Here is a 24,039-nt window from a genome sequence, read left to right on the forward strand (position 1 = left end):
TACAGGATTAAAACGAACAAGGCCCCCTTTTAGGGGGCCCCATTTAAAGCCACCTCTTCAAGAGGTGGATTTTTACTATCGATACCCCGTAAAGCACTAGTTAATCATTCTGATCGATAGTGTTTTTTTATATAAAAACAGAGTTATTGACTAAAGTGTGCGCTTGGTCGCCAAAAAATTGCGATCAACAACACATTTTTATTTATGCTGGCGCGTCATCTTGTTAGCGTCTGTTTCCCTCCCCGCTGTTCACTACTCGCTGAAAGACACGATATATCAATGCATTATTTGCATATTACGTGTTTGTATAAAAAATAATTTTACCTTTTGCCATTTGTGTAGGTAAATATTCAAGATAATTCCCTTTTTAGAGAAAAGTTTTTATGTAGACCGCTATCGCAGAGCGATGAGTTGAAAATTTTTTCTCCCGCAAGCGCGTTATGATCTCGCCACAATAATAGATCCTGCACCCGATGATGTTATTGCGCCATCGCCCTGCTGCGCGGCATCCGACTCTGTAAATGATAACGATGATAATTCTCTACAGGCGGCTCCGAGACGGCAGAGGCAGGCTGTGATTTGCCGTGGATCCCGCCGCTTACTGGCAAGTGAGAGCGACGATGGAAACGACACAAGCAAGCAGTGTGGTAATGAGCGATATACCCGTTTCGGCGCGAGGCGGCATGAGCGAACGTGAATGGCGTGAGGCGACGCGTTTCGACAGCACCGATGTGGGGTGGGTCATCATGAGTATCGGGATGGCGATCGGCGCGGGGATCGTCTTCCTACCGGTTCAGGTCGGCCTAATGGGGTTGTGGGTCTTCCTGCTTTCGTCGGTGGTGGGCTATCCGGCGATGTACTTGTTTCAGCGCCTGTTTATTAACACCTTGGCCGAGGCGCCAGAGTGTCGCGACTACCCGAGTGTGATCAGCGGCTACCTGGGAAAGAACTGGGGCATTCTGTTGGGGGCGCTCTATTTTGTGATGTTGGTGATCTGGATGTTCGTCTACTCGACGGCCATCACGAACGACAGTGCCTCGTACCTGCATACCTTTGGCGTGACCGAGGGGCTGTTATCGGACAACCCCTTCTATGGTTTGGCGCTGATCTGTGTGCTGGTCGCCATCTCATCGCGGGGTGAGCAGCTGCTATTTAAGCTCTCCAGCTTCATGGTGTTGACCAAGCTGCTGGTCGTCGCGGCGTTAGGTGTAGCGATGGTGGGAATGTGGCATCTGTATAACGCTGGCGCGTTGCCGCCGTTGGCATTGTTGATCAAGAACGCGGTCATTACGCTGCCGTTTACCTTGACCTCGATCCTGTTCATTCAGACGCTCAGCCCGATGGTGATTTCGTACCGTGCGAAGGCGAAGTCACGTGAGGTTGCCCGCTACAAGGCGCTGCGGGCGATGAATATCGCCTTTGGCATCCTCTTTGTCACGGTCTTCTTCTACGCCGTCTCATTCACCTTAGCGATGGGGCATGACGAGGCGGTGAAGGCCTATCAGCAGAATATTTCTGCTCTGGCCATCGCGGCGCAGTTTATTGATGGTGGTGCCGGAAATTGGGTCACGGTGGTGAGCGTCATTCTCAATATCTTCGCCGTGATGACCGCGTTCTTTGGCGTCTACCTGGGCTTCCGGGAGGCGACTCAAGGCATCGTGATGAATCTATTGCGGCGTGTTTTGCCGCCCGAGCGTATTAACGCGCGTTGGGTTCAGAACGGCATCATGGTCTTTGCCGTCTTGCTGGCGTGGGGGGCGATTATCCTCAATGCGCCGGTGTTGAGTTTTACCTCGGTATGTAGCCCGATCTTCGGCCTCGTGGGGTGTCTGATCCCCGCCTACTTGGTGTACCGAGTGCCGGCGCTGCATAAGTATAAGGGCGTCTCCCTATGGGTGATCATCGTCACCGGGCTGTTGCTGTGTATTTCACCGCTGCTGGCCTTTTCCTAAGGGATGACGTGCGACTCGTTTCTCGATAAAGGGCTGAACTATGAATAACACATCCAATCCTTGCGATAACGCGCTGTTGTGGGATGAGTTTATCCGCGCAGTCCGCCAGGAGGTCAAACCGGCGGTGGGCTGTACCGAGCCAATCTCGCTGGCGTTGGCCGCTGCGTTGGCCGCTCGCCAACTGGCTGCGCCGGTCGAGCGTATCGTATGCCGCGTCTCACCTAACCTCATGAAGAACGGTATGGGAGTCACGGTACCTGGCACGGGGATGGTGGGCCTGCCGATTGCGGCGGCGTTGGGCGCGCTAGGCGGTGATGCCGACGCGGGGCTGGAGGTGATCAAGCATGCCTCCGCCGAGGCGATCGCGGCAGCTAAAGCATTGCTCGCCGCCGGGCAGGTGAGTGTGGGAATGGAGCAGCCTTGCGAGCAGGTGTTACTCGCTTGCGCACGCGTCTATGCCGGTGAGTCGTGGGCCGAGGTGACTATCGCGGGCGACCATACTCGGGTGATTCGCGTGGAGCATAACGGCCAGCTGATCTTCGCTGCCGATGGCGTCGGCGAGGCGAGCGAGGCGGGCTACTGCTTGGCGCGCGCTTCGTTGCAGCAAGTCTACCGTTTCGCCTGTGACGTGCCACTGGCGCGAATCGCCTTTATCTTGGATGCGGCCGAACTGAACGGCGCGCTGTCGCGTGAGGGGCTGCGCAGCCGCTATGGTCTGCACATCGGCGCTACGCTGGCCCAGCAGCGTGAGCGTGGCCTGCTCTCTCACGATCTGCTCAGCGAGATCATGATCCGCACCTCGGCGGCTTCTGACGCCCGCATGGGGGGGGCGGTGTTGCCGGCGATGAGTAACTCCGGCTCCGGCAATCAGGGGATCACCGCGACCATGCCAGTGGTGGTGGTAGCCGAGTATCTCCAGGCTTCTCAGGAGCAATTAACGCGGGCATTGATGCTGTCGCATCTGACGGCGATCTATATCCATAGCAAGCTGCCAGCGTTATCGGCCTTGTGCGCCGCCACCACGGCGGCGATGGGGGCGGCGGCGGGCATTGCCTGGTTGATCGATGGACGTTATGAGGCGGTAGCGATGGCTATCGGCAGCATGATCGGTGATGTCAGTGGCATGATTTGTGATGGCGCCTCCAACAGTTGCGCGATGAAGGTCTCCACCAGCGCCAGTGCCGCCTTTAAGGCGGTGTTGATGGCCTTGGATGACAGTGCGGTAAGCGGCAATGAGGGCATCGTGGCGCACGATGTGGATCAGTCGATCGCCAATCTGTGTGCCTTGGCGAGTGGCGCGATGCGTCAGACGGATACCCAGATCATCGAGATTATGGCCCGTAAGGCGTCCTGATAAGATAACGGGTGGGGGAGTGATGTTGCGGGCGCCGAGTGCGCCCGCGTTGCGTTGCTAAGCTAGGCTTGCAGGGTGAGCCCGGCGAGTTGGAGCCAGTAGCCGTTGCACTCCTCCTGTTTATCCAAGGTGAGTGGGGCGTCTCCCCGCTCGTTAGCCCGGAATCGGCGCAGCATGTCTAGCGTGTCGATACCTTGCGGCGAGAGGCGCACCACATCGACCAATCCTTGCATCTCATGCAGATGATTCCCCAAGTTATAGCAGTGACCGCTCAGGGTCTGGATGCCGTTAAGCACGAAGACCTGCTGTTGTTCTTGTGACAGCACGCGGCGCCCCTGTGGATAGTGTTGACAGCAGGTCTCGCATTCATCTTTGGGGAGGTTTTCGGCGCGCGCGGTAAAACAGCGTGCGGAGTAGGCGAGCGGTAAATGACCATAGGCGAAGACTTCGATCTCGAAACGTCCCGCGATACCGAGCTGCTCACACTGTTGGCGTATGTTGCGTAGCCAGTCGCGCGATAGCTCCACCGGCATGCACCAACGCACCATCCCTTGGCGTAGCAACAGACGTAGGGTGACGGCGTTGTAGCAGTTGAGCGCCGGTCCGGCGACGAAAGGCAAGCGGCGCTCGGCGGCTAAATTGACCGCCGCCAGATCGTTGGCTTCGATGAGGAACTCGCCGTTCTCTACATAGCGGCGTAACTCGCCGAGCTCGGAGGGTGCCTGAATCAGTGCCAAGGTGGAGAGCACCACCTGCTTGCCGCTTGCGGCCAGCGTTTTGGCCAGCGCTAACCAGTCACCGACCTTGAGTGCCCGTCGCTTGCTGCATACCGTTTCGCCCAAATAGATGATGTCGGCCTCGCTGTCGGCGGCGGCCTGATAGAATGTCTCCAGACTGGCCGCAGGCCAGCCGTAAAGTACCGCGCCGAGCGCATATTGCATGGTGGGACTCCTTACTGCCAGCGACGATGATAGGCGCCGAGGGTGGTTTGTACCCCCTCGGACACGGCGTCGAGCGCATCCATCCAGGCGCGCTCGGGGGTGAAGCTCTCGGGAGCCTGGCGGCAACGATCGATCGCCTGGCGCCACACGCGGGTTACCTGGCTGACGTAGGCCGGGCTGCGTTGCCGCCCCTCGATCTTGACCGAGGCGATGTTGGCCGCCATCAATTCCGGCAACAGGGCGAGGGTATTCAGACTCGTCGGCTCCTCCAGCGTGTGATAGCGCACGCCATCCACCAGATAACGGCCCTTACACAACGTTGGGTAGCCGGCGTTTTCACCGTTAGCGTAACGATCGATCAAGACATCGTTGAGCCGTGACTCCATGCCCTGAGCCGTCTGTTGCCAGCGTACAAAGCGGGCCGGGGAGCAGGCACCGACGGTATTCGGTGACTCACCGGTCAAGTAGGAAGAGAGGTAGCAGCGCCCCTCGGACATGATGCAGAGGCTGCCGAAGGCAAACACCTCCAGCGGCACCGGGCTGGTTCGCGCCAGCTGTTTGACTTGATGCAGGGAGAGCACGCGCGGTAACACCACGCGTGCTACGGCGAAGTGACGTTGATAGAAACGAATCGCCTCGTCGTTCGTCGCAGAGGCCTGCACCGATACGTGGCGTTCGATATGGGGGTAGCGCTCGGCCGCGTACTCCAGCATCGCCAAGTCGGCCAAGATCAGCGCGTCGGCACCCAGTTGTGCGGCCATATCCACCGCTCGTTGCCAGCGTGCATAGCCGTCCGGATGCGCGAAGGTATTGATGGCGATGTGCAGTTTACGACCATGGCGTCGTACATAGTCGTGCGCCTCCTGGAGCCGTTTCTCATTAAAGTTGAGACCGGCGAAGTGGCGGGCATTGGTATCGTCTTTCAATCCAATGTAGACGGCGTCGGCGCCGTTATCCACAGCCGCTTTGAGGGCGGGCAGATTACCGGCGGGGCACAGCAGCTCCATATGCGATTTCCTGAGATGGGCCACGGGATACTTCCCTTGGCGCGTAGTAAGGATCGGAGACGCCGCCCTGCTGGCGTCATCGTTATCGCCGCTCATTCTAGATAAGACGTTATGTAGTTGTTTTGACTTGAGGCAGTTTCTGACGTGTTGATGGTCTGTTACCAAATAGCGTAGGCTCGGCGTATTAGTCCGTGACATCGATGGGGCTTTTTGTTGATATAAGACGCAGTCTAGCTGGCCGGATATGGCAGAATAGACGCTATCTGATCAGAAGGAGTCACCGCGGTGTTGGAACAATTGCGAGCACGGATCGTGCGTCAGGGGCCGGCATTGTTGAGCCTGCCGTTAAAAATTACGCCGTTTGCTCTGCAACGGCAGGTGTTGGAGCAGCTGCTCGCTTGGCAGTTTCGCCAAGCGCTAGCGGAAGGCGAACTGGCGTTTCTCGATGGGCGTTGGTTACAAGTCGAGGTGCGTGACCTCGGGTTGTGTTGGTGTGTCACGGCGGAGCAGGGGGGCTTGCGCGTCAGCCGTCAGCAACCGGCGGATGTGACCTTCAGCGCGGATGCCAACGATCTGATCCTGATCGCGGCCGGTAAAGAAGATCCCGACACGCTGTTTTTCCAGCGTCGCCTACGTATCGAAGGCGATACCGAACTGGGGCTGTATGTGAAGAATTTGATGGATGCTATCGATGTGGAGTCGATGCCGACACCGTTACGCATGGTATTGATGCAGCTGGCCGACTTCGTCGCTGCGGGACTCCAGGAGGGCACGTCGACGCGCGCGCGTGCGGTAACTACATGTTGATCCGGGCGGAGATCCCTGTCGATGCCCCGGGCATTGAGCGGTTGCTCCGGGCGAGCTTTCCGAGTCGTGCCGAGGCCGAGTTGGTGGCGCGTCTGCGCGAAGATGGCCTATTGACCTTGGGCGTGGTGGCGACGGATGACGAGGGTGGGGTGATCGGCTATGCCGCCTTCAGTCCGGTAACGGTCGCCGGTGAGGAGTGTCAGTGGGTGGGCTTGGCGCCGCTGGTGGTGGACGAGGGCTATCGTCGCCAGGGCATCGGCGAGCAATTGGTCTATGAGGGGCTGGATACGCTGAATGAGTTCGGCTATGCCGCTGTCGTCGTATTAGGTGATGTACACTACTACCGCCGTTTTGGCTTCGTCAATGCGGCTGAGCATGGGCTAAGTTGTCGTTGGCCGGGCTGTGAGGCGAGTTTTCAGGTCTATGCCCTGGCTCCCGACGCGTTGGCTCAGACGCGTGGGCGCATCGAATACGCTGCACCGTTCGCTCGCTTTTAAACGATGACGGCGGGCGCTGCCCCGCCGCCTATCTTCTGAACGCTTGTCGTTCTTCCCTGCTGGGTCTATCATGCATCCCCCCGCGTGCCGACTGGTACGCGGACGAGTAGCCTTGCCTGCTCCACGCATTTATCGCTATCTTCTGCGCTTTTCTCCGCGCCTGATCGCGTATTGGGCGTTTCACTGTTGCATCGCACTATGCATGCCGGGTTTAGCGCCCTGGCGGGCACGATACCAGGCGTGCCTTGTCTGTCGTCTAATGCCGTGGACAGCGCCTCTTTTCACAACAAAAAAAGCGGTGCATGACACCGTGATGACAGGGGTACAGGATGAGTGTTAATACACCGACACTAATCACTTTTCTGATTTATATCTTCGGCATGATCCTGATCGGCCTACTGGCCTATCGTGCCACCAATAACTTTTCTGACTACATCCTCGGTGGACGGCGCTTGGGTAGCGTGGTGACCGCGTTATCGGCCGGGGCCTCGGATATGAGTGGTTGGCTGCTGATGGGGTTACCGGGCGCGGTGCTGGTCGCCGGGTTATCGGAGAGTTGGATCGCTATCGGGTTGGTGGTCGGCGCCTACCTCAACTGGCGTATCGTGGCGGGACGTCTGCGGGTACACACCGAACTGAACAACAATGCCCTGACGCTGCCGGATTACTTCACCCAGCGTTTCGAAGATAAGCAGCGTATTCTGCGCTTGATCTCCGCGCTGATCATCCTGGTGTTTTTCACCGTCTATTGTGCCTCCGGCGTGGTTGCTGGTGCCCGACTGTTTGAGAGCACGTTCGGCATGAGCTATCAGAGCGCGCTGTGGGCCGGTGCGGCGGCGACGATTGCTTATACCTTCATCGGCGGTTTCTTGGCGATCAGCTGGACGGATACCGTACAGGCGACGCTGATGATCTTTGCCCTGATCCTGACGCCGGTGATGGTGATCGTCAGTGTCGGCGGCTTCGATGATGCGATGCATGCCATTGCTCAGCAGAGCCCGGCCTACCTGGATCTGTTCCGTGGCCTGGATTGGGTGGCGATCATCTCGCTGATGGGCTGGGGGCTCGGTTATTTCGGTCAGCCCCATATTCTGGCGCGTTTTATGGCGGCGGATTCACATCACACCATTCGTAAGGCGCGTCGCATCAGCATCATCTGGATGATCTTCTGCCTCGGCGGCGCGGTGGCGGTCGGTTTCTTCGGTATCGCCTTCTTCTCTACCCACCCCCAACTGGCGTTGGAGGTGCATGAGAATAAGGAGCGGGTGTTTATCTCGCTGTCTAAGCTGCTGTTTAACCCTTGGATCGCCGGTATCTTACTGTCGGCTATTCTGGCGGCGGTGATGAGTACTCTGAGTTGTCAGTTGCTGGTTAGCGCCAGCGCGGTGACCGAGGATCTGTATAAGGCGTTTCTGCGTAAGCATGCTAACCAGCGCGAGCTGGTGATCGTCAGTCGTAGCATGGTGATGCTGATCGCGCTGATCGCCATAGCGCTGGCGGCCAATCCGGATAACTATGTGCTCGATCTGGTCAGCTATGCCTGGGCCGGCTTCGGTGCCGCCTTCGGCCCGGTGATCATCATCTCCCTGCTGTGGCCGGGGATGACACGCAATGGCGCCTTGGCCGGTATGCTGGTGGGGGCGGTGACGGTGGTGCTCTGGAAGCAATATGCCTGGTTCCACCTGTATGAGATCATTCCGGGCTTCGTGTTGGCCTCGCTGGCCATCATCGTGGTTAGCCTACTGGGCAAGGGGCCGTCGCCGCAGATGCGCGAACGTTTTGCTCAGGCGAATCGTATTTATCTGACGAAGTAAGTTGGCCATTGTCGGCTAACCATTGCCACGGAGAGAGAGGCTGGTCGCTGACCAGCCTCTCTTTTTGTTTTTTACTCAACCGTTTGATTCGGTACTCTACGCGTAGCGCCTCGCCATGTGCCGTGATGGCGGCCTGGAATACCAGTGTCAGTGGTCCCTTGCCACGCAACGCCTTGGCGCCGCGTCCACTCTGGTGCTGTGCAAGACGGCGTGCGATATCGGTGGTGATTCCGGTATACAGTGCGCCCGTCGCCGTTCGCAAGATATACAGATACCAACGATTATGCGTTACAGTGTCAGTCATGGATGTGTCCTGCGAGGGAGTATGATGAGTGTCAGTTTACGCGACGAGGGTGTCGAGGACGAGCCTCTGCGTGGCGATAGGTCGGCGCTGACCTCGGACGACGATCTGGCCGCAATCCGGCATTTTTTGGCGCGGCAACATGTGGTGACACTGGCTACCGGTCAGGGCGAGGCCGTGTGGTGTGCCAGCTGCTTTTATGCCTGGGATGAGGCCTCCATGACCCTGTATCTGTTGACCTCGCCCCAGTCGCAGCATGGTCAGTTGATGTTGGGCAATCCATGGGTTGCCGGGACCGTGGCGCGTCAGACGCGTAATGTGGCGCAGATCCAGGGTATTCAGTTTCGTGCACACATCGCCCGCTTGGCGGGAGAGGATGAGGCACGGGCGCGGCGTCGCTACTATCGTCGTTTCCCATTGGCCCGGCTACGGCCGGCACCGATCTGGGCGCTGCGACTGATGCAGGTCAAGATGACCGATAATCGTTGTGGCTTCGGTCATAAGCGTCATTGGCAGCGCTAGGATGGAGAGCGCGTATACTGAGAAGGGGGAGGAACAACCGATGAACGTATTACTGCTTGGTGCGACTGGTCTGATTGGGCAGACATTATTGGCGTTATTGGAACAGGAACCTCGTGTCTCACAGATTTATGCGCCGACTCGCACGGCGTTGCCGTCGTCCGCTAAGTTGATCAATCCGGTGGAGACGGATATTTGCCGTGCGATGCTGGCTTGGCAGGGTCCATGTGACGTTGCTTTTTGCTGCTTGGGGACGACCCGCAAGGAAGCCGGTAGTGATAGCGCGTTTCGTTATGTCGACTATTCGCTGGTGGTGGAATGCGGTGAGGTGGCGCTGCAACATGACTGCCAGCATTACGTGGTAGTGAGCGCGCTGGGTGCGAATCCTCAGTCTCCTTTCCTTTACAGCCGGACTAAGGGTGAGATGGAGAAGGCGCTTGAGTTGCAGGCGTGGCGTCGCTTAACGCTGTTACGCCCCTCATTGCTTCAGGGGGAGCGAGCGAAACCACGCCTACTGGAGCAGCTCTCCGAGCCATTCTTCCGTTTATTACCGGAGAAGTGGCGTGCGGTGGAGGCTGATAGCGTGGCGCGAGCCATGCTGCATTGTGCGTTGCATCCCGCGCCTTACCGTCTACAGATCCTGGAGTCGGAACAGCTTGCACGGCTCGCGGAGTGTTGCGACGCCTAAGCACGCGTTAACGCAGATAATGAACGACCTGATTGCTACTGCCCCGCCAGATCAGCATGGGATCTTTTAGCGCCTGAACGAATTTACCGTCGACCAAGACGTTGATCAGATCCACGATGGCCTGTTGTTCGGCGTTCAACTCATCCAGACGATAGCCGGTCCAGATCCAGATATCCTTGCCGGGGCATTCGGCGCGGACTCGCCGCACCAACTGGAGGATCGCCGCCGTATTGTTGGGGTGGAGCGGATCGCCCCCCGACAGCGAGAGGCCTTGCCGCTTGATGCGCTGATCCTGGAGATCGGCGATGATGCGATCTTCCATCTCCGGCCCAAAGGGCACGCCGGAGTCTGGGCGCCAGGTACTTTTGTTATAACACCCCGGGCACTGGTGAACACAACCGGCAACGAATAGTACGCAGCGTGTGCCGGGGCCGTTTACCACATCGACCGGGTAGTATTGATGGTAATTCATGGCGTGTTGTCCTGCGCGTGACGCCAGCGGCGGGCTGGCGTCACGCGACGCGGTTAACCGATTTGACCGTTATTCAGGTGTTTGATGCGGCGCTTCACTTCTTCCTGCTTGCCCGCATTGAACGGACGCGCATCCGGGCTACCGAGATAGCCGCATACCCGGCGGATTACCGAGGCTTTGGCGGAGTCGTGGTTGCCACATTTCGGGCAGCTGAACCCTTTGCTGGTACAGGCGAATTCACCGGTATAACCGCACTCATAACATTCATCGATCGGCGTATTGGTGCCGTAATAGGGCACGCGTTGGTAGCTATAGTCCCAGACATCCTCCAGCGCCTTCAGGTTGTGCTGGAGATTGGGATATTCGCCGTAGCAGATGAATCCCCCGTTAGCCAGCGGCGGATAGGGCGCCTCAAAGTCCAGCTTATCGTATGGGTTGACCTGCTTCTCCACATCCAAGTGGAAGCTATTGGTGTAGTAGCCCTTATCCGTCACACCTTCTATCACGCCGAATTCGGCGGTATCGAGACGGCAGAAGCGGTCACAGAGGTTTTCGCTCGGCGTGCTATACAGGCTGAAACCATAACCGGTCTCTTGTTTCCAGGTATCGGTCGCCTGACGCAGGCGCTCGACGATGGCGATAGCCTTGGCGCGCAGTGTTTCGTCATCGAAGAGATGCGTCTTGGTACCGAACAGGGCGTTGATGGTCTCATGGATGCCGATATAACCCAGTGAGATAGAGGCCCGGCCATTTTTAAAGATATCGGCGATATTGTCGTCGGCTTTCAGACGCACACCACAGGCACCTTCCATATACAGGATCGGCGCCACACGAGCCTTGACCCCTTCCAGGCGAGCGATACGCGTCATCAATGCCTTGCGAGCCAGCTCCAGCCGGCGGTCGAGCAGTTTCCAGAAGGCGGCTTCGTCACCCTTGGCCTCCAGTGCGATACGCGGCAGGTTCAGGCTGATAATGCCCAGGTTGTTACGCCCATCGTGGATCATTTCGCCATTCTCCTCGTAAACACCGAGGAAACTGCGGCAACCCATCGGTGTCTTGAACGAGCCGGTAACCTTCACGACTTGATCGTAGTTGAGAATGTCCGGATACATCCGCTTGCTGGCGCACTCTAGGGCCAGCTGCTTGATATCATAGTTCGGATCGCCCAGCTTGTGATTGAGCCCGTCGCGGATAGCGAACACCAGCTTGGGGAAGACCGCGGTCTTGCGGTTTTTGCCCAAACCGGCGATGCGGTTCTTCAGGATCGACTGCTGGATCATACGGGACTCCCAGCTGGTGCCCAAACCGAAGCCGAAGGTGACAAACGGCGTCTGGCCGTTGGCGGTATGCAGGGTGTTTACTTCATACTCCAGCGACTGGAATGCGTCATAACACTCTTTCTCGGTACGGGCATGGGCGTAGCTTTCTACATCCGGGATATTCCACTGCTCGGCGATCTGGCGGTGCTTCTCGAAGCTGGCCGTGACGAACGGAGCCAGCACTTCATCGATGCGGTTAATGGTGGTGCCGCCATAGATATGGCTAGCCACTTGAGCGATGATCTGAGCGGTGACTGCGGTGGCGGTAGAGATGGATTTGGGTTGCTCGATCTCCGCATTCCCCATCTTGAATCCATTGGTCAGCATCCCCTTCAGATCGATCAACATGCAGTTGAACATCGGGAAGAAGGGAGAGTAGTCGAGATCGTGGTAGTGGATCTCGCCACGCTCATGCGCCTGTACCACGTCGCGTGGCAGTAGGTGTTGCTTGGCATAATGCTTCGCGACGATACCGGCCAGCAGATCGCGCTGAGTCGGGATCACCTTACTATCTTTGTTGGCATTTTCGTTGAGCAACGCCGGGTTGCTCTGTTCGATTAAGCCACGGATATCTTGATTAAGGCGGCCGCGTTGTTCACGAGCGACGTCGCGGTCATGACGGTACTCAATGTAGGCGCGTGCAAGCTGCTTGTAGTCGCCCGCCATCAGCTGGTTCTCTACGGCGTTTTGGATTTCGTTAATATCGACACGTTCGCGATCGGCCATCTGCATAGCGACTACGCGGGCAACGGTTGCGCAGTAATCGGCATCATCTACGCCAGCAGCCTGCGATGCGCGCAGCACCGCTTCCTTGATACGCTGTTCGTTGAAGGGCACCTGACAACCGTCCCGTTTAATCACTATAGGTTTCACCGTTTTTTGCTCCTGTGATTGTGGTATGTATGGCATCCGTTAACCATCTACCGGTTATCCACAACACGAAGCCGCGTGCGATAAGGCTTCACGCGGCACATGTGGATGCTTTGTGGATAACTACTATATGTAGTTGCTGTCTTGAGTTTCAGACACTATATATGGGAATGAGGATTTTATAAAGCAAATTTGATTGACCTAAATCAAGGATTTTTAGCTTCGGTAGAATCGCTATACAGAAGGTGATTTAGCCCCTTTTTTCACTGAGAAATAGTGAGTGTGAGTATAAGAAACGTGCTAACAATCACTTCATATCCTCCCCACTGGGGTGTCATGTGCGGAAGCGTAAGGATCCTGCGGTCTATGTTATTGAGGACGAGAGCCGGTATCGGCACGCTAATGCCGAGGGAGAGCGGGGACGATCAAGGATAGAAGGTGCGCCGAGCGAGGCGTAGTGCGCTCCATAGGGCGACGACGCGTCTGGCGCCCCCCATGAGACGCGAAGGGTGACGCGCCGCATAGACGGCGATCACGCCACCGAGCAGAGAGAGAGGACGACGTAGACGCCATAAAACGCCGAGGCTGCGATCAAGACGCTGGCAGAGTTGCTCGGTATGCATGACCTCACGGTGAAGATCCAGACGCTGTAGCGCGATCTGTTGCAGTAGCAACGCCTTTTCGTCGGCCAATGCCTGGCGATGACGATTCATGGTTTCTCCTTGCGCTCAAGCAGTTGGCGATCGATCGCCAGTTGGTTGCGCGTGGCGGAGAGCAAGGTCGAGCGACGTGCTTTGCTGAGCGTCCAGCATGCGCCGATGATAGCGAACAGGAAGAGTACTGCCGTGGCGATCCCCAAGGCTAAGAGCCGATAGTTGGGATCGACCGCCCAAAACAGGAACACCAGTAGACTCATCAGTGCGAAAGCGGTGAACAGCAAGGTGACGCCAGCCATGAGCAGCAGCTGGATCAGGTTTGCCTTCTCCTCTTCCAACTCGACCACCGCCAGACGTAGGCGGGTTTCCGCCATGCCAGCCAGCAGGGTGGCGACACGCCGGACGCTACCCAGGATCCCGGGGGTGGAACCCTGGGCAGAGGATGACTCGCCGACCATTAGCGACGAGCCAACAGTACGCCGAGTACCACGCCCACGGCAGCGCCGATGCCGACACCGGTCCACGGGTTGTCACGCACGTAGTCATCGGCACGACCAGCCATTTCGCGGGTCTGGGTGGCGACATTCTCGCCGGCCTGGCTCAGACGCTCGCGGCTGTTGTGCAGTGCATCGTGTGCACGGGCCCGCAGTTTTTCCAGTTCGGCTTTGGGTTTATCCGTGGATGAGTTGAGGACATCTTCCAGCGCGTCAGCCAGAGATTTTAGCTCGGCACGCAGATGTTCAGCGGTGGAATCGTTAGCCATTGTTACGCTCCTTCACGTTACTGACATGGACTTTCAACATAGCTGGCTTTTAGGGAGAGTGCAAAGGGTATGGCGGGTCAACAGCCTGTAATAATTTGGCTTTATCGTAAAATATTGCAGACAGTTTAGGCGTACTCTCGCTATCCCTGGCAGATAGTGTGGCATCGCCAGGCGGGGCGCCGGATTTAGTGCGGCCTCCTAGGCTAACGGGTGCTGGAGCGGGGCGTACAGCGGGGGAATCGGAGGTGGGACGCTTCAGCGTCCCACCTCGGTATCAATGGTCGTTGCCACCACTGTAGGAGAGTGCCTCACCAGCTCGCTCACTCCGATGAAATAGCGAGCGATGTAGGATCTTGTCGGCGATGCTGTAGCCGGGGGGCAGCTCACGCAGTAGAACTTGCAAGGCGAGAGAGTGCTGCTCTGGGCGCGCCAGTCGTACGACCAGGCCATCGCGATCCGGTGTAATACTGGCGATGTCGATGCCATTCTCATCCAATTTTTGATAGACGAAGAAGCCGTCGGGCGTCGCCAGGCCGCTATGGGTCGCGCGGATCTGGAGCGATACCTCTTTATGGCTCAACTGCGGTAGGATCACCGCCGCTAGCGCCGCGACGATAAATAGCAACAGGCCTAACAGACGTTTCCAGCCCCAGCGAGTTATGCATGGCGGTTGATATGCCTGGCTCACGTTATTCCCTCGGGCCTTTGCTGCTAGGCTGGCGATGTTTTTTCCGCCACAGCACCAGCAGTGATCCGCCCAGGCCAAAGATCAGTAGGGCCAGTGGCAGTAGCATCAGCAGGTTCATCAGTTGATCTTCATAGCGTAAAAACAGCGGTGTTTTACCCAAGATGTAGCCCAGCGTGGTGAGGATCAGTACCCACAGCAATCCGCTGGCCCAGTTGAAGAACTGAAAGCGAGCCCCGTTTAGCCCCGATAGCCCGGCGATTAATGGCAATAGGGTGCGTACAAACGCCAGAAAGCGGCCGATCAATAGGGCGGCGAGGCCATGGCGATGGAATAGTTGATGGGCACGCTGGTGGTAGTGCGAGGGGAGATGCGATAACCATTTTTGTACTAGATGGGTATTACCCAGCCAACGTCCCTGTAAGTAGCCGAGCCAGCAGCCTAGGCTGGCCGCAGAGGTGAGCACCAAGAGCGTCAGCGGGAAGTCCATCGTATCGCGGGCGATCAAGACCCCAACCAAGATCAACAGGCTATCGCCTGGCAGAAAGGCGGCTGGCAGTAGACCGTTTTCCAGAAACAGGATCACGAAAAGAATGCCGTAGATCGTCCATACCAGCGCAGGATTCGCTAGCGTTTCATAGTCCTGATGCCACAGGGCAGTAATGAGTTGTTGAATAATTTCCATCACGAATTCCTAGCAGAGATTGCGGAGGGAACGCTTACCGCTTCAGCCAATACGAGCGGAGGAGCTCGTGGCCAACGTTCGCCTCATATAACACCATGAGTTTAGGCGAGCGCGGGATGATAGGTCACTTGGCCGCGATACAGGATGTTGCTTTCTTTCCAGCCTCCTAGCCGATGATGATGAGGAGGAAGCTGGAGAGTACGCAGCAGAATGCGTGATAGGCGGGCATCATCGCCGTCGTAACCCGACGCTTGGGGCGTATAGGGACGGCGTGTTTCCGGTGGCGCCATGTCTGGTGGGATGACGCCATTGCGTTCAGCTTCGCTGCCGCCGCATTGATGCGAACGGATCAGCGCGCTGATCTTCCGGTTGTGCTGGATGCGACGCAGGCAGAGATTGCCAGCCGGCTCACGATAATCGGCGTGGTATCCTGCCGTATTACATGGGAGCGGGGCGAGGGGAAGCGAGACCGTGGCCTGATAATGCCATGCCCCCATCTTGCCGATGGCCGTAGCGGCCCAGCAGAGAAGCAATAGCAATAAGGAGGCAGAGGTTACACGCTTCAATATTTTGTCGTTTCCAGATACAGACAGAAAAACAGGCGCTCACTTTAGCAAAATCGTTGACGCTGAAACAGCCCAAAATAGGGATTTATCGGGTAATTTTGCGCAATTTATACACTATCCGCCCGCCAGTTTTGTAGGACAAAATCGCTGGAACAGACTGATAAAGCGGACTTTCTCCCGACTCTCCCATTTTACGCACTACGAGACATGAGCAGATAGTAACCGGCGCTGACGGCAGCCATGCACAAGATCAGGTTGAGTAGCACGTTCACCATGGCTTTCAGCCAGAACCCCTCGCTAAAAAGAGCAAAGGTATCGAAAGAGAAGGTCGAGAAGGTCGTCAATGCACCGAGGAAGCCGACCCCGATCAGCGGACGCCAGTGTGGCGCAATCAACGCGCCGCTATTCAGCATGGAAACCAGGGCACCCATGATGAAACAGCCGATGACATTGACGGTGAGGGTGGCATAGGGAAACGCGTTACCAAACCAGGAATTGAACCAATTGGTGATTTGGAAGCGGCTGATGGCGCCGAGTGCGCCGCCACAGGCGACGACTAACAGTGTGAGGCCATAATTCATGGCGGACTCCTTTACAAACCTAAGTTATGGGGGAATGCGCAGGCCACGGGAAACGAACAACGCCGGGCAAGCGCACGCCCCGCCGATGACGGAGAAACGCGTCGTTTTGCCAGGCGTCATCAGCGCGGGGCAGGGAGCAGCGAAAGCGGACGTGATGACCTATCTCGACTGACTCTCGGTTATCCCCGGCGGTTTTTAATCCATCTCATGAATTAAGGGTGGAACACCATCACCTAGAGATATTATAGGAGCCTATTTATGTCGGATACAATGGGGGCGTTATTTATTGCCGTTGGCGACGGCGTCTAGATGCACCACCGGGTTCTCGGCGAATAGGTAGCGGTCGACGTTGAACTCGAAATCATCGGTGGTCGCGTGGAACAGCATCTGCTTGGTATTTTCCAGATGCTGCCACATGGCGATCTTCGCACCATACGGATCTTTGCGGATCAACGCCTTGAGGATCTTATCGTGATCTTCGCACCAGCTTTCGATCGATTTATCATCGATATGCTCATGCAGCTTTTGCCAATAGGGGTTATGAATGCGCTGGCTCCACATCTTCTCGACGATGGTAGCCATGGCGCTATTCTGTGTCGCCAGCGCGACCTGGACATGGAATTTGAGATCCCACTCCGAGTCGCGGAAGCGGTCTTCCTGGCGAGCACGCTCCTGGATCTCCATCAGCGCGACGATATCCTGCTTGGTGACCTGTGTCGCGGCGAACTCGGCGACATTACTCTCGATCAACTGACGAGCCTGTAACAGTTCGAATGGCCCGGCGCTGGCAAACTCGATAGCCGTATCTGGCAGGATCAGCGATTTGGGCTGGTTGCTGATCACGTGGATGCCGGAGCCCTTACGCACTTCAACATACCCTTCGACCTCTAGCATGATGATGGCCTCGCGCACCACGGTGCGGCTGACATCCATCTCCTCGGCGATGAAGCGCTCGGCGGGGAGTTTATCGCCGACAGGGTAGACGCCGCCCTCAATGCGTTGTTTCAGTTCGGCGGCCAGCTGTTGGTAGAGTCTCGTGCATTCCATATTCGTGCTCGGTTAGAGGGTGAAGACGCAGGCGTCGAGTGACTCGACGTCATGATGCGAGTTGTTATACCACTTTTCACCGTGTTGTCACTAGCCGCAAGCGTGTGGAGTGTGACCCTCCGCGAACAAAATGACAGGGGCTAAGAACCCGCCTAGTGGCGGGTGTTTAGCGCAGAAGAGATTAGGCGTTAGCGTTAGCGGGTTGAGGGCGCGGTAAGGGGTCGTTCGCGTTACGATTCTGTAGTACCGTCCAGATGACCAGCGCACCAAGCAGATCAAAGACGGCCAAGCAGGCGAACAGCGGGCTGAATCCGATCGTATCGGCCAGCGCGCCGACCACCAAGGCAAACAGGGTGCTGGCCGTCCAGGCCGCCATCCCCGTCAGGCCGTTGGCGGTCGCCACCTCATTACGGCCAAAGACGTCAGAGGAGAGGGTGATCAGCGATCCCGAGAGAGCCTGGTGAGCGAATCCTCCGACACATAACAGGGCGATGGCGATATAGGGACTACTAAACAGGCCGATCATCCCAGGGCCGATCATTAACAGCGCGCCTAGCGTCACCACCAGTTTACGCGAGACGATCAGGTTAACCTTGAGGTACTTCTGGAACAGTGGCGGCAGATACCCCCCAACGATGCAGCCTAAATCGGCGAACAACATCGGCATCCAGGCGAACATGGCGATCTCTTTCAGATTGAATCCATAGGCTTTAAACATGAATAACGGGATCCAGGCGTTAAAGGTCCCCCAAGCCGGTTCGGCAAGGAAACGCGGCAGCGCGATGCCCCAAAACTGGCGATTGCGTAGGATCTGCCAGGCCGACATGCGCTCGGCGTTACCGCTCTGATGTTGTGCCTCTTGGCCGCTGAGGATGTACTGGCGTTCCTCCTCACTGAGGCGCTTTTGATCTTTGGGCTGTTTGTAGAAGATCAGCCAGCCAATCGCCCAGGCCAGGCTTAGGACACCGGTGATGATGAACGCCATCTCCCAGCTGTGTACCATGATCGCCCATACGACTAACGGCGGCGCGATCATCCCTCCGATGGAAGAGCCGACATTAAAGTAACCGACGGCAATTGAGCGCTCTTTGGCGGGAAACCATTCCGAGGAGGCCTTGAGACCGGCCGGGATCATCGCCGCCTCGGCCATACCAACCGCGCCGCGCGCAATGGCCAGACCACCCCAGCTATTGGCCAATGCGGTTCCCATACAGAACAGTGCCCACAATAAGGCAAATACCGCGTAACCAATTTTGGTACCCAATAAATCCAGTACATAACCGGCGACCGGTTGCATGATGGTATAGCAGGCAGAGTAGGCGGCGATGATATAGGAGTACTGTTGTGTGGTGATGTGTAACGTATCTTCCAGTGCGGGTGCGGCGACGGCGATGGCGTTGCGCGTCAGGTAGCCTAGAACCGTCCCGATGGTCACCAGGCCGATCATGTACCAGCGCAATCCTTTGATTTTACGCATTTAAACTCTCTCCCCCGTTTCATGATTTAACCATGTCGCTCGCCGTTTAGGCATAAGACGGCCTAGCCCCTTGGCGGAGCCAAGGGTGCGATGGTTAGCGTGTACTCCTGCTACCAGGAATGATGGCGCACACCAGCAATCCACTACACCCTGACAGTGGCGTAGTGATGAGACGGATAATCTCGCTATGGCGTACTTGCTGAATATTGGTCAAACCACAATGGGCTAAATTGGTTGACACTCAGCCGAGTTACTTCGACGACTAAGATAACTTGTCATACAGATTCAAAGATTGAGAGCTATCACAAAAACCATAATTGGATTACGGAATAATGATCATCATAATTTATGGAATCTATCTCTGGCTGTACTGATGCTTTTCTCGTCACGTCATGACGTTTTTTGTCATACAGTCCGCAAAGCTGGATAAAGTTCTGGACTAACTTTTAAATTGGTGTGATAACTTTCGCCAGCGCACCCCCGAGCGAGTGCATCCACCGCATCTGAGGAACCCGATTATGTCTCAGTTTTTGACCGAAGATTTTTTGCTTGATAGCGAATTCGCCCGCCGCTTGTACCATGATTATGCGGCAGAACAGCCTATTTTCGATTATCACTGCCACCTTCCTCCGGAGCAGATTGCCGAAGATTATCGTTTCAAAAACCTGTATGACATCTGGTTGAAAGGCGACCACTACAAGTGGCGCGCGATGCGGACCAATGGGGTAGCAGAACGTTTCTGTACTGGCGATGCGAGCGATCGTGAGAAGTTTCAGGCCTGGGCGGAGACGGTGCCGCATACTATTGGTAACCCGTTATACCATTGGACCCACCTTGAACTACGTCGTCCGTTTGGGATCCGCGACACTCTGTTATCCGGTGCGACGGCGGAGGCTATCTGGACGCGATGCAATCACTTATTAGCCGATGAGGCGTTTACGGCGCGTGGAATCATGCGTCAGATGAATGTGAAGATGGTGGGGACCACCGACGATCCGATCGATGATTTACGTCACCATCGGGCGATCGCCGCCGATAGCAGTTTCACCACCAAGGTATTACCTAGCTGGCGTCCGGATAAGGCGTTCAATATCGATGCCGCTATTTTCCCAGAGTATATGGCTAATCTGAGCGCGGTAGCGGATGTCGACATCACGCGCTTCGCCGATCTGTGCCAGGCGCTGAAGGTGCGCATGGATTACTTCGCCGAGCAGGGGTGTAAGGTCTCCGATCACGCCTTGGACGTGGTGCTGTATGCTGAAGCCGATGAGGCCACACTGGATGCGATCCTGGCGCGACGCCTGAGCGGCGCTGCGCCGAGCACAACGGAGATCGCCCAGTTCAAGACGGCGGTGCTGTTGTTCCTTGGGGCAGAGTACCGGCAGCGCGGTTGGGTACAGCAGTATCACATCGGCGCGTTACGTAACAACAATACGCCGATGTTTGAACGCCTGGGGCCCGACATCGGCTTCGACTCGATTAACGATGCGCCGGTCGCTCAACCGCTTTCCCGTCTATTGGACGCCCAAAGTCGTAACGGTGGCTTGGCGAAGACCATCTTGTATTGCCTGAATCCGCGTGACAATGAGGTCCTGGGCACCATGATTGGTAACTTCCAGGGAGAAGGCCTACCGGGCAAGATGCAGTTTGGTTCTGGCTGGTGGTTCAACGATCAGAAAGATGGCATGCAGCGTCAGATGACCCAGTTGGCTCAGTTGGGGCTGCTGAGTCGCTTCGTCGGGATGTTGACGGATAGCCGCAGTTTCCTCTCCTATACCCGCCACGAGTATTTCCGCCGCATCTTATGTCAGATGATCGGCCGTTGGGTGGAGCAGGGCGAGGCACCGGCCGATATCGCGCTGTTGGGCGAAATGGTCAGAAACATCAGCTTCGATAACGCCAAGCATTACTTCGCCATCGAACTGTAATCATCGCGCAGATCTCGGCTACGGCGGCGTCGTAGCCGATTCCCATTGATTGTCGCGGGCCGCCGCAGGGCGGAGGGCCTGCTATTGAGGTAGTTCCTGATGCAAACCCTGAATCGTCGCAACTTTCCCGGTCGTCGCCACCCCGATAGAGTGATCCAGTTTGGCGAGGGCAACTTCCTGCGCGCCTTCGTCGACTGGCAGCTAGACCTGCTGAATGAGCACACCGATCTGGATGCTGGCATCGTGGTTGTACGGCCGATCGATAGCGATTTCCCCCCCTCGCTGAATAGCCAGGATGGCCTGTATACCACGCTGGTGCGCGGTCTGGATGAACAGGGGAAGGCGGTCGCCACACGGCGTGTGATCCGTAGCGTTAATCGCGAGTTGAACGTCTACCGGGAGTTCGATCAGTTCCTGGCGTTGGCGCATGATCCCAACATCCGCTTTGTCTTCTCTAACACGACCGAGGCGGGCATCAGTTATGCCGAGCAAGATCGTCTCACGGACGCCCCTCCTTCCAGTTTTCCAGCCAAGCTGACCCGTTTGTTGTACGAACGCTTCTGTCATTTTGCCGGTGCGGCGGATAAAGGGTGGATCGTGTTGCCCTGCGAGCTGATCGACTACAACGGCGAGGCGTTGCGTGAGCTGGTGTTGCGCTATGCCGAGCAATGGGCCTTGCCCGCCGATTTCTACCAGTGGCTGTGTCAGCACAATACCTTCTGCTCCACACTGGTCGATCGCATCGTCACCGGTTATCCACGGGAGGAGGCGGCGATGTTGTGTAGCGAGTTGGGTTACCAGGATGGTTTCCTCGATAGTGCGGAGTACTTTTATCTGTTCGTCATCCAGGGGCCGCAGTGGCTGGCGCAGGCGCTACGCCTGGATGCCTACGCTGCTACGCAGATGCCGTTGAACATTCGAATCGTGCAGGATATTCGCCCTTATAAGGAGCGTAAGGTAGCGATTCTCAATGGCGCTCACACCGCGTTGGTGCCGGTGGCCTACCTGGCGGGGTTGGATAGTGTCGGTCAGAGTATGGATGATGCTCAAGTCGCAGCCTTTGTGGAGCAGGCCATCTCCCAAGAGATTGTCCCGCAGCTCGATCTACCTCGCGAGGAGTTGAATGCGTTTGCGGCGGCGGTACTTAGCCGTTTCCGTAACCCTTATATTCAGCATCAACTGCTGTCTATCGCCCTTAACGGCATGACCAAGTTCCGCACGCGCATCCTGCCGCAGTTGTTGGCTTATTGCGCCGAACAGGGGCGCCCCCCGCTCCGCCTGAGTTTCGCCTTAGCCGCCCTGATCGCCTTCTATTGCGGCGAACGCGATGGGCAGCCTTATCCACTGCAGGATGATGCCCATTGGTTGGCCTTTTACGCCGACGGTTGGCAGGCGGTACGCGAAGGGCGTCAGAGCCTGGACGAGCTGGTCGCGGCGGTGTTAGGCGACCAGGCGCATTGGGGGCAAGATCTCAATCAGGTGCCGGGATTGGCGCAACAGGTCAGCTCGGCGTTACAGGCTATCGAGCGGCAGGGCATGCGTGCGGCGCTGAGCGCCTTGTCGGTATCTTGCGGTTAAGGGAACGAGCCAATGTCTATGCAAAGCATTATTCAGATCCATCCTCAAGATAACGTGGCGGTTGCCCTGCGTGACCTAGCCTGTGGCGAGACGATTACCTGCGATGGCATTGAGTTGACGCTGCGTGCGGCGATCGCGCGCGGACATAAGCTGGCCCTATGCGATCTGGCGCCGCAGGAGATGATCATCAAGTACGGCCTGCCGATCGGCCACGCCTTAGTGCCGATCGCCGCCGGTGATCACGTGCATGCCCAGAACCTGCGTACCAATCTCAGCGATCTGGACGACTATCAGTACCAGCCCGACTTTGTCGCACCGACGACGCAACCGGCGGATCGTGCGATCGCGCTGTATCGTCGCGCCAATGGTGAGGTGGCGATCCGCAACGAGCTGTGGATCTTGCCGACCGTCGGCTGTGTTAACGGCATGGCGCGTCAGATGTTGCAACGTTTCCTGCGTGATAACGAGGGGGCGCCGGGGATCGATGGCGCTCATCTGTTTAGTCACACCTTCGGTTGCTCACAGTTGGGCGATGATCACCTGAATACCCGTACCGTGTTGCAGAACATGGCGTGTCACCCCAACGCCGGTGGCGTGCTGGTGGTGGGACTGGGGTGTGAAAACAACCAGATCGCCGCCTTCCGCGAGACGCTGGGCGACTACGATCCGGCGCGGGTACGCTTCCTGATCTGTCAGCAGGAGGAGGATGAGGTGGAGGCCGGTGTGGCGCAATTGCAGCAGCTGTATACGCTGATGCAAAGCGACCAGCGTCAGCCGGGGCGGCTGAGCGAGCTGCGCTTCGGTTTGGAATGTGGCGGCTCTGATGGCTTCTCGGGGATCAGCGCCAACCCGCTATTGGGGCGCTTCTCCGACTATGTCATCGCCCACGGAGGTACCAGCGTGCTAACTGAGGTGCCGGAGATGTTCGGTGCCGAGCGCATCTTGATGAGCCGTTGTCGCGATGAGGCCACCTTCGCCAAGACGGTGACCATGGTTAACGATTTTAAGCGTTACTTTATCGACCATCGTCAGCCGATCTATGAAAACCCCTCACCGGGTAACAAGGCTGGCGGCATCACTACCCTGGAGGAGAAGTCTCTGGGATGTACCCAGAAGGCCGGTCAGAGCCAGGTGATGGATGTCTTACGTTACGGTGAGCGCCTGCGTACGCCGGGGCTGAATCTGCTCAGTGCGCCGGGTAATGACGCCATCGCCACCAGCGCGCTGGCCGCCGCCGGCTGCCATATGGTGCTATTCAGTACCGGACGCGGCACGCCATACGGTGGTTTCGTGCCCACCGTTAAATTGGCGACAAATAGCCCGTTAGCGCAGAAGAAGCCGCATTGGATCGACTTTGACGCCGGGCAGTTATTGCAGGGCAAGACGATGGATCAGCTGCTGGAGACGTTTATCGAGCTGATCGTCGCGATCGCCGAGGGTGAGCCGACCTGTAACGAGAAGAACGACTTTCGCGAGCTGGCGATCTTCAAGAGCGGTGTCACGTTGTAATGGGTCATCACGTGTCGCCAGGG

General features: G+C 57.1%; 24 protein-coding genes. 10 read left to right on the forward strand and 14 right to left on the reverse strand.

The window, feature by feature from the left end; genetic code table 11:
* The first annotated feature begins 620 nt into the window (after positions 1-620).
* Positions 621-1,952, forward strand: a complete 1,332-nt coding sequence (locus ACEQFP_RS10465; RefSeq protein WP_005281394.1) for an amino acid permease — start codon at positions 621-623, stop codon at positions 1,950-1,952.
* Positions 1,953-1,992: 40 nt separating this feature from the next.
* Positions 1,993-3,306 (forward strand): serine dehydratase subunit alpha family protein, encoded by a 1,314-nt coding sequence (locus ACEQFP_RS10470; protein ID WP_035597099.1) that lies wholly within the window; start codon positions 1,993-1,995, stop codon positions 3,304-3,306.
* Positions 3,307-3,368: 62 nt separating this feature from the next.
* Here ACEQFP_RS10470 and ACEQFP_RS10475 read toward each other — a convergent pair whose 3' ends face one another.
* Complete coding sequence (locus ACEQFP_RS10475) at positions 3,369-4,247, reverse strand: U32 family peptidase (protein ID WP_370547002.1); 879 nt, start codon at positions 4,245-4,247, stop codon at positions 3,369-3,371.
* 11 nt (positions 4,248-4,258) lie between these two features.
* On the reverse strand, positions 4,259-5,254 hold the full coding sequence (locus ACEQFP_RS10480) for a peptidase U32 family protein (protein ID WP_005295922.1): 996 nt from the start codon (positions 5,252-5,254) through the stop codon (positions 4,259-4,261).
* A gap of 285 nt (positions 5,255-5,539) precedes the next feature.
* Here ACEQFP_RS10480 and ACEQFP_RS10485 point away from each other — a divergent pair, with 285 nt between their 5' ends.
* The 3 genes from ACEQFP_RS10485 to putP all read left to right on the forward strand — a co-directional run bounded on the left by ACEQFP_RS10485 (position 5,540) and on the right by putP (position 8,372).
* Positions 5,540-6,061 (forward strand): SCP2 domain-containing protein, encoded by a 522-nt coding sequence (locus tag ACEQFP_RS10485; protein ID WP_005281405.1) that lies wholly within the window; start codon positions 5,540-5,542, stop codon positions 6,059-6,061.
* Positions 6,055-6,558 carry a GNAT family N-acetyltransferase gene (locus ACEQFP_RS10490; RefSeq protein WP_369115187.1) on the forward strand — a complete coding sequence of 168 codons (504 nt, stop codon included), beginning with the start codon at positions 6,055-6,057 and terminating at the stop codon, positions 6,556-6,558. The genes ACEQFP_RS10485 and ACEQFP_RS10490 overlap by 7 nt, the downstream gene beginning before the upstream one ends.
* A 329-nt stretch (positions 6,559-6,887) precedes the next feature.
* On the forward strand, positions 6,888-8,372 hold the full coding sequence (gene putP, locus ACEQFP_RS10495) for a sodium/proline symporter PutP (RefSeq protein WP_005281411.1): 1,485 nt from the start codon (positions 6,888-6,890) through the stop codon (positions 8,370-8,372).
* On the opposite strand, the gene ACEQFP_RS10500 is transcribed toward putP, so the two are convergent.
* Positions 8,293-8,676: a GIY-YIG nuclease family protein gene (locus ACEQFP_RS10500; protein WP_005295915.1), complete on the reverse strand. Its 384-nt coding sequence runs from the start codon at positions 8,674-8,676 to the stop codon at positions 8,293-8,295. The two genes, putP and ACEQFP_RS10500, sit on opposite strands and share 80 nt — an antisense overlap.
* 87 nt (positions 8,677-8,763) lie before the next feature.
* Here ACEQFP_RS10500 and ACEQFP_RS10505 point away from each other — a divergent pair, with 87 nt between their 5' ends.
* Positions 8,764-9,195 carry a YhbP family protein gene (locus tag ACEQFP_RS10505; RefSeq protein WP_047060858.1) on the forward strand — a complete coding sequence of 144 codons (432 nt, stop codon included), beginning with the start codon at positions 8,764-8,766 and terminating at the stop codon, positions 9,193-9,195.
* Positions 9,196-9,235: 40 nt separating this feature from the next.
* A complete protein-coding gene (locus ACEQFP_RS10510) occupies positions 9,236-9,880 on the forward strand; it encodes an NAD(P)H-binding protein (RefSeq protein WP_005295908.1) in 645 nt (214 codons plus the stop codon).
* Positions 9,881-9,887: 7 nt separating this feature from the next.
* On the opposite strand, the gene nrdG is transcribed toward ACEQFP_RS10510, so the two are convergent.
* The 11 genes from nrdG to ACEQFP_RS10565 form a co-directional block, all read right to left on the reverse strand.
* Positions 9,888-10,352 (reverse strand): anaerobic ribonucleoside-triphosphate reductase-activating protein, encoded by a 465-nt coding sequence (nrdG, locus tag ACEQFP_RS10515; protein WP_035597108.1) that lies wholly within the window; start codon positions 10,350-10,352, stop codon positions 9,888-9,890.
* A gap of 53 nt (positions 10,353-10,405) precedes the next feature.
* Positions 10,406-12,544, reverse strand: coding sequence for an anaerobic ribonucleoside-triphosphate reductase (nrdD, locus tag ACEQFP_RS10520; RefSeq protein WP_005295902.1), 2,139 nt, complete (start codon positions 12,542-12,544; stop codon positions 10,406-10,408).
* A 422-nt stretch (positions 12,545-12,966) separates the two neighbouring features.
* On the reverse strand, positions 12,967-13,254 hold the full coding sequence (locus tag ACEQFP_RS10525) for a YqjK family protein (RefSeq protein ID WP_005281432.1): 288 nt from the start codon (positions 13,252-13,254) through the stop codon (positions 12,967-12,969).
* A complete protein-coding gene (locus ACEQFP_RS10530) occupies positions 13,251-13,655 on the reverse strand; it encodes a phage holin family protein (protein ID WP_035597111.1) in 405 nt (134 codons plus the stop codon). Before ACEQFP_RS10530 ends, ACEQFP_RS10525 begins: the two co-directional genes overlap by 4 nt.
* A complete protein-coding gene (locus tag ACEQFP_RS10535; protein ID WP_005281437.1) occupies positions 13,655-13,960 on the reverse strand; it encodes a YqjD family protein in 306 nt (101 codons plus the stop codon). Before ACEQFP_RS10535 ends, ACEQFP_RS10530 begins: the two co-directional genes overlap by 1 nt.
* Before the next feature lie 274 nt (positions 13,961-14,234).
* Positions 14,235-14,597 carry an EnvZ/OmpR regulon moderator MzrA gene (gene mzrA / locus ACEQFP_RS10540; RefSeq protein WP_035594201.1) on the reverse strand — a complete coding sequence of 121 codons (363 nt, stop codon included), beginning with the start codon at positions 14,595-14,597 and terminating at the stop codon, positions 14,235-14,237.
* 52 nt (positions 14,598-14,649) lie between these two features.
* Positions 14,650-15,330, reverse strand: coding sequence for a DedA family protein (locus ACEQFP_RS10545; RefSeq protein ID WP_005281444.1), 681 nt, complete (start codon positions 15,328-15,330; stop codon positions 14,650-14,652).
* A gap of 101 nt (positions 15,331-15,431) precedes the next feature.
* Complete coding sequence (locus tag ACEQFP_RS10550; protein WP_005281448.1) at positions 15,432-15,896, reverse strand: hypothetical protein; 465 nt, start codon at positions 15,894-15,896, stop codon at positions 15,432-15,434.
* A gap of 191 nt (positions 15,897-16,087) precedes the next feature.
* Complete coding sequence (gene crcB, locus ACEQFP_RS10555; protein WP_005281452.1) at positions 16,088-16,477, reverse strand: fluoride efflux transporter CrcB; 390 nt, start codon at positions 16,475-16,477, stop codon at positions 16,088-16,090.
* 279 nt (positions 16,478-16,756) lie between these two features.
* Positions 16,757-17,524, reverse strand: coding sequence for a transcriptional regulator ExuR (exuR, locus tag ACEQFP_RS10560; protein WP_005281457.1), 768 nt, complete (start codon positions 17,522-17,524; stop codon positions 16,757-16,759).
* A gap of 181 nt (positions 17,525-17,705) precedes the next feature.
* Positions 17,706-19,001, reverse strand: a complete 1,296-nt coding sequence (locus ACEQFP_RS10565; protein WP_005281459.1) for an MFS transporter — start codon at positions 18,999-19,001, stop codon at positions 17,706-17,708.
* Positions 19,002-19,519: 518 nt separating this feature from the next.
* Between ACEQFP_RS10565 and uxaC the strand changes: the two genes are divergently transcribed.
* From uxaC to ACEQFP_RS10580, 3 genes are all read left to right on the forward strand, one after another.
* A complete protein-coding gene (uxaC, locus tag ACEQFP_RS10570; RefSeq protein WP_005281461.1) occupies positions 19,520-20,929 on the forward strand; it encodes a glucuronate isomerase in 1,410 nt (469 codons plus the stop codon).
* A 99-nt stretch (positions 20,930-21,028) separates the two neighbouring features.
* Complete coding sequence (locus ACEQFP_RS10575; protein ID WP_370547000.1) at positions 21,029-22,507, forward strand: tagaturonate reductase; 1,479 nt, start codon at positions 21,029-21,031, stop codon at positions 22,505-22,507.
* An 18-nt stretch (positions 22,508-22,525) separates the two neighbouring features.
* Positions 22,526-24,016, forward strand: coding sequence for a UxaA family hydrolase (locus ACEQFP_RS10580; protein ID WP_370546999.1), 1,491 nt, complete (start codon positions 22,526-22,528; stop codon positions 24,014-24,016).
* The last annotated feature ends 23 nt before the right edge of the window (positions 24,017-24,039 follow it).

It is taken from the genome of Edwardsiella sp. A.80236 (assembly GCF_044540725.1).
GTDB lineage: Bacteria > Pseudomonadota > Gammaproteobacteria > Enterobacterales > Enterobacteriaceae > Edwardsiella > Edwardsiella tarda.

Excerpts from the sequence above, each read along its gene's own strand:
- ACEQFP_RS10470 (WP_035597099.1), top strand. The coding sequence starts at position 1,993 with ATGAATAACACATCCAATCCTTGCGATAACGCGCTGTTGTGGGATGAG.
- exuR (WP_005281457.1), bottom strand. The coding sequence starts at position 17,524 with ATGGAATGCACGAGACTCTACCAACAGCTGGCCGCCGAACTGAAACAA.
- ACEQFP_RS10580 (WP_370546999.1), top strand. The coding sequence starts at position 22,526 with ATGCAAAGCATTATTCAGATCCATCCTCAAGATAACGTGGCGGTTGCC.
- ACEQFP_RS10545 (WP_005281444.1), bottom strand. The coding sequence starts at position 15,330 with ATGGAAATTATTCAACAACTCATTACTGCCCTGTGGCATCAGGACTAT.
- ACEQFP_RS10500 (WP_005295915.1), bottom strand. The coding sequence starts at position 8,676 with ATGACTGACACTGTAACGCATAATCGTTGGTATCTGTATATCTTGCGA.
- ACEQFP_RS10530 (WP_035597111.1), bottom strand. The coding sequence starts at position 13,655 with ATGGTCGGCGAGTCATCCTCTGCCCAGGGTTCCACCCCCGGGATCCTG.
- ACEQFP_RS10565 (WP_005281459.1), bottom strand. The coding sequence starts at position 19,001 with ATGCGTAAAATCAAAGGATTGCGCTGGTACATGATCGGCCTGGTGACC.
- ACEQFP_RS10480 (WP_005295922.1), bottom strand. The coding sequence starts at position 5,254 with ATGGAGCTGCTGTGCCCCGCCGGTAATCTGCCCGCCCTCAAAGCGGCT.
- ACEQFP_RS10490 (WP_369115187.1), top strand. The coding sequence starts at position 6,055 with ATGTTGATCCGGGCGGAGATCCCTGTCGATGCCCCGGGCATTGAGCGG.
- ACEQFP_RS10475 (WP_370547002.1), bottom strand. The coding sequence starts at position 4,247 with ATGCAATATGCGCTCGGCGCGGTACTTTACGGCTGGCCTGCGGCCAGT.
- ACEQFP_RS10510 (WP_005295908.1), top strand. The coding sequence starts at position 9,236 with ATGAACGTATTACTGCTTGGTGCGACTGGTCTGATTGGGCAGACATTA.
- crcB (WP_005281452.1), bottom strand. The coding sequence starts at position 16,477 with ATGAATTATGGCCTCACACTGTTAGTCGTCGCCTGTGGCGGCGCACTC.
- ACEQFP_RS10575 (WP_370547000.1), top strand. The coding sequence starts at position 21,029 with ATGCAAACCCTGAATCGTCGCAACTTTCCCGGTCGTCGCCACCCCGAT.
- putP (WP_005281411.1), top strand. The coding sequence starts at position 6,888 with ATGAGTGTTAATACACCGACACTAATCACTTTTCTGATTTATATCTTC.
- nrdG (WP_035597108.1), bottom strand. The coding sequence starts at position 10,352 with ATGAATTACCATCAATACTACCCGGTCGATGTGGTAAACGGCCCCGGC.
- ACEQFP_RS10465 (WP_005281394.1), top strand. The coding sequence starts at position 621 with ATGGAAACGACACAAGCAAGCAGTGTGGTAATGAGCGATATACCCGTT.
- ACEQFP_RS10535 (WP_005281437.1), bottom strand. The coding sequence starts at position 13,960 with ATGGCTAACGATTCCACCGCTGAACATCTGCGTGCCGAGCTAAAATCT.
- uxaC (WP_005281461.1), top strand. The coding sequence starts at position 19,520 with ATGTCTCAGTTTTTGACCGAAGATTTTTTGCTTGATAGCGAATTCGCC.
- ACEQFP_RS10525 (WP_005281432.1), bottom strand. The coding sequence starts at position 13,254 with ATGAATCGTCATCGCCAGGCATTGGCCGACGAAAAGGCGTTGCTACTG.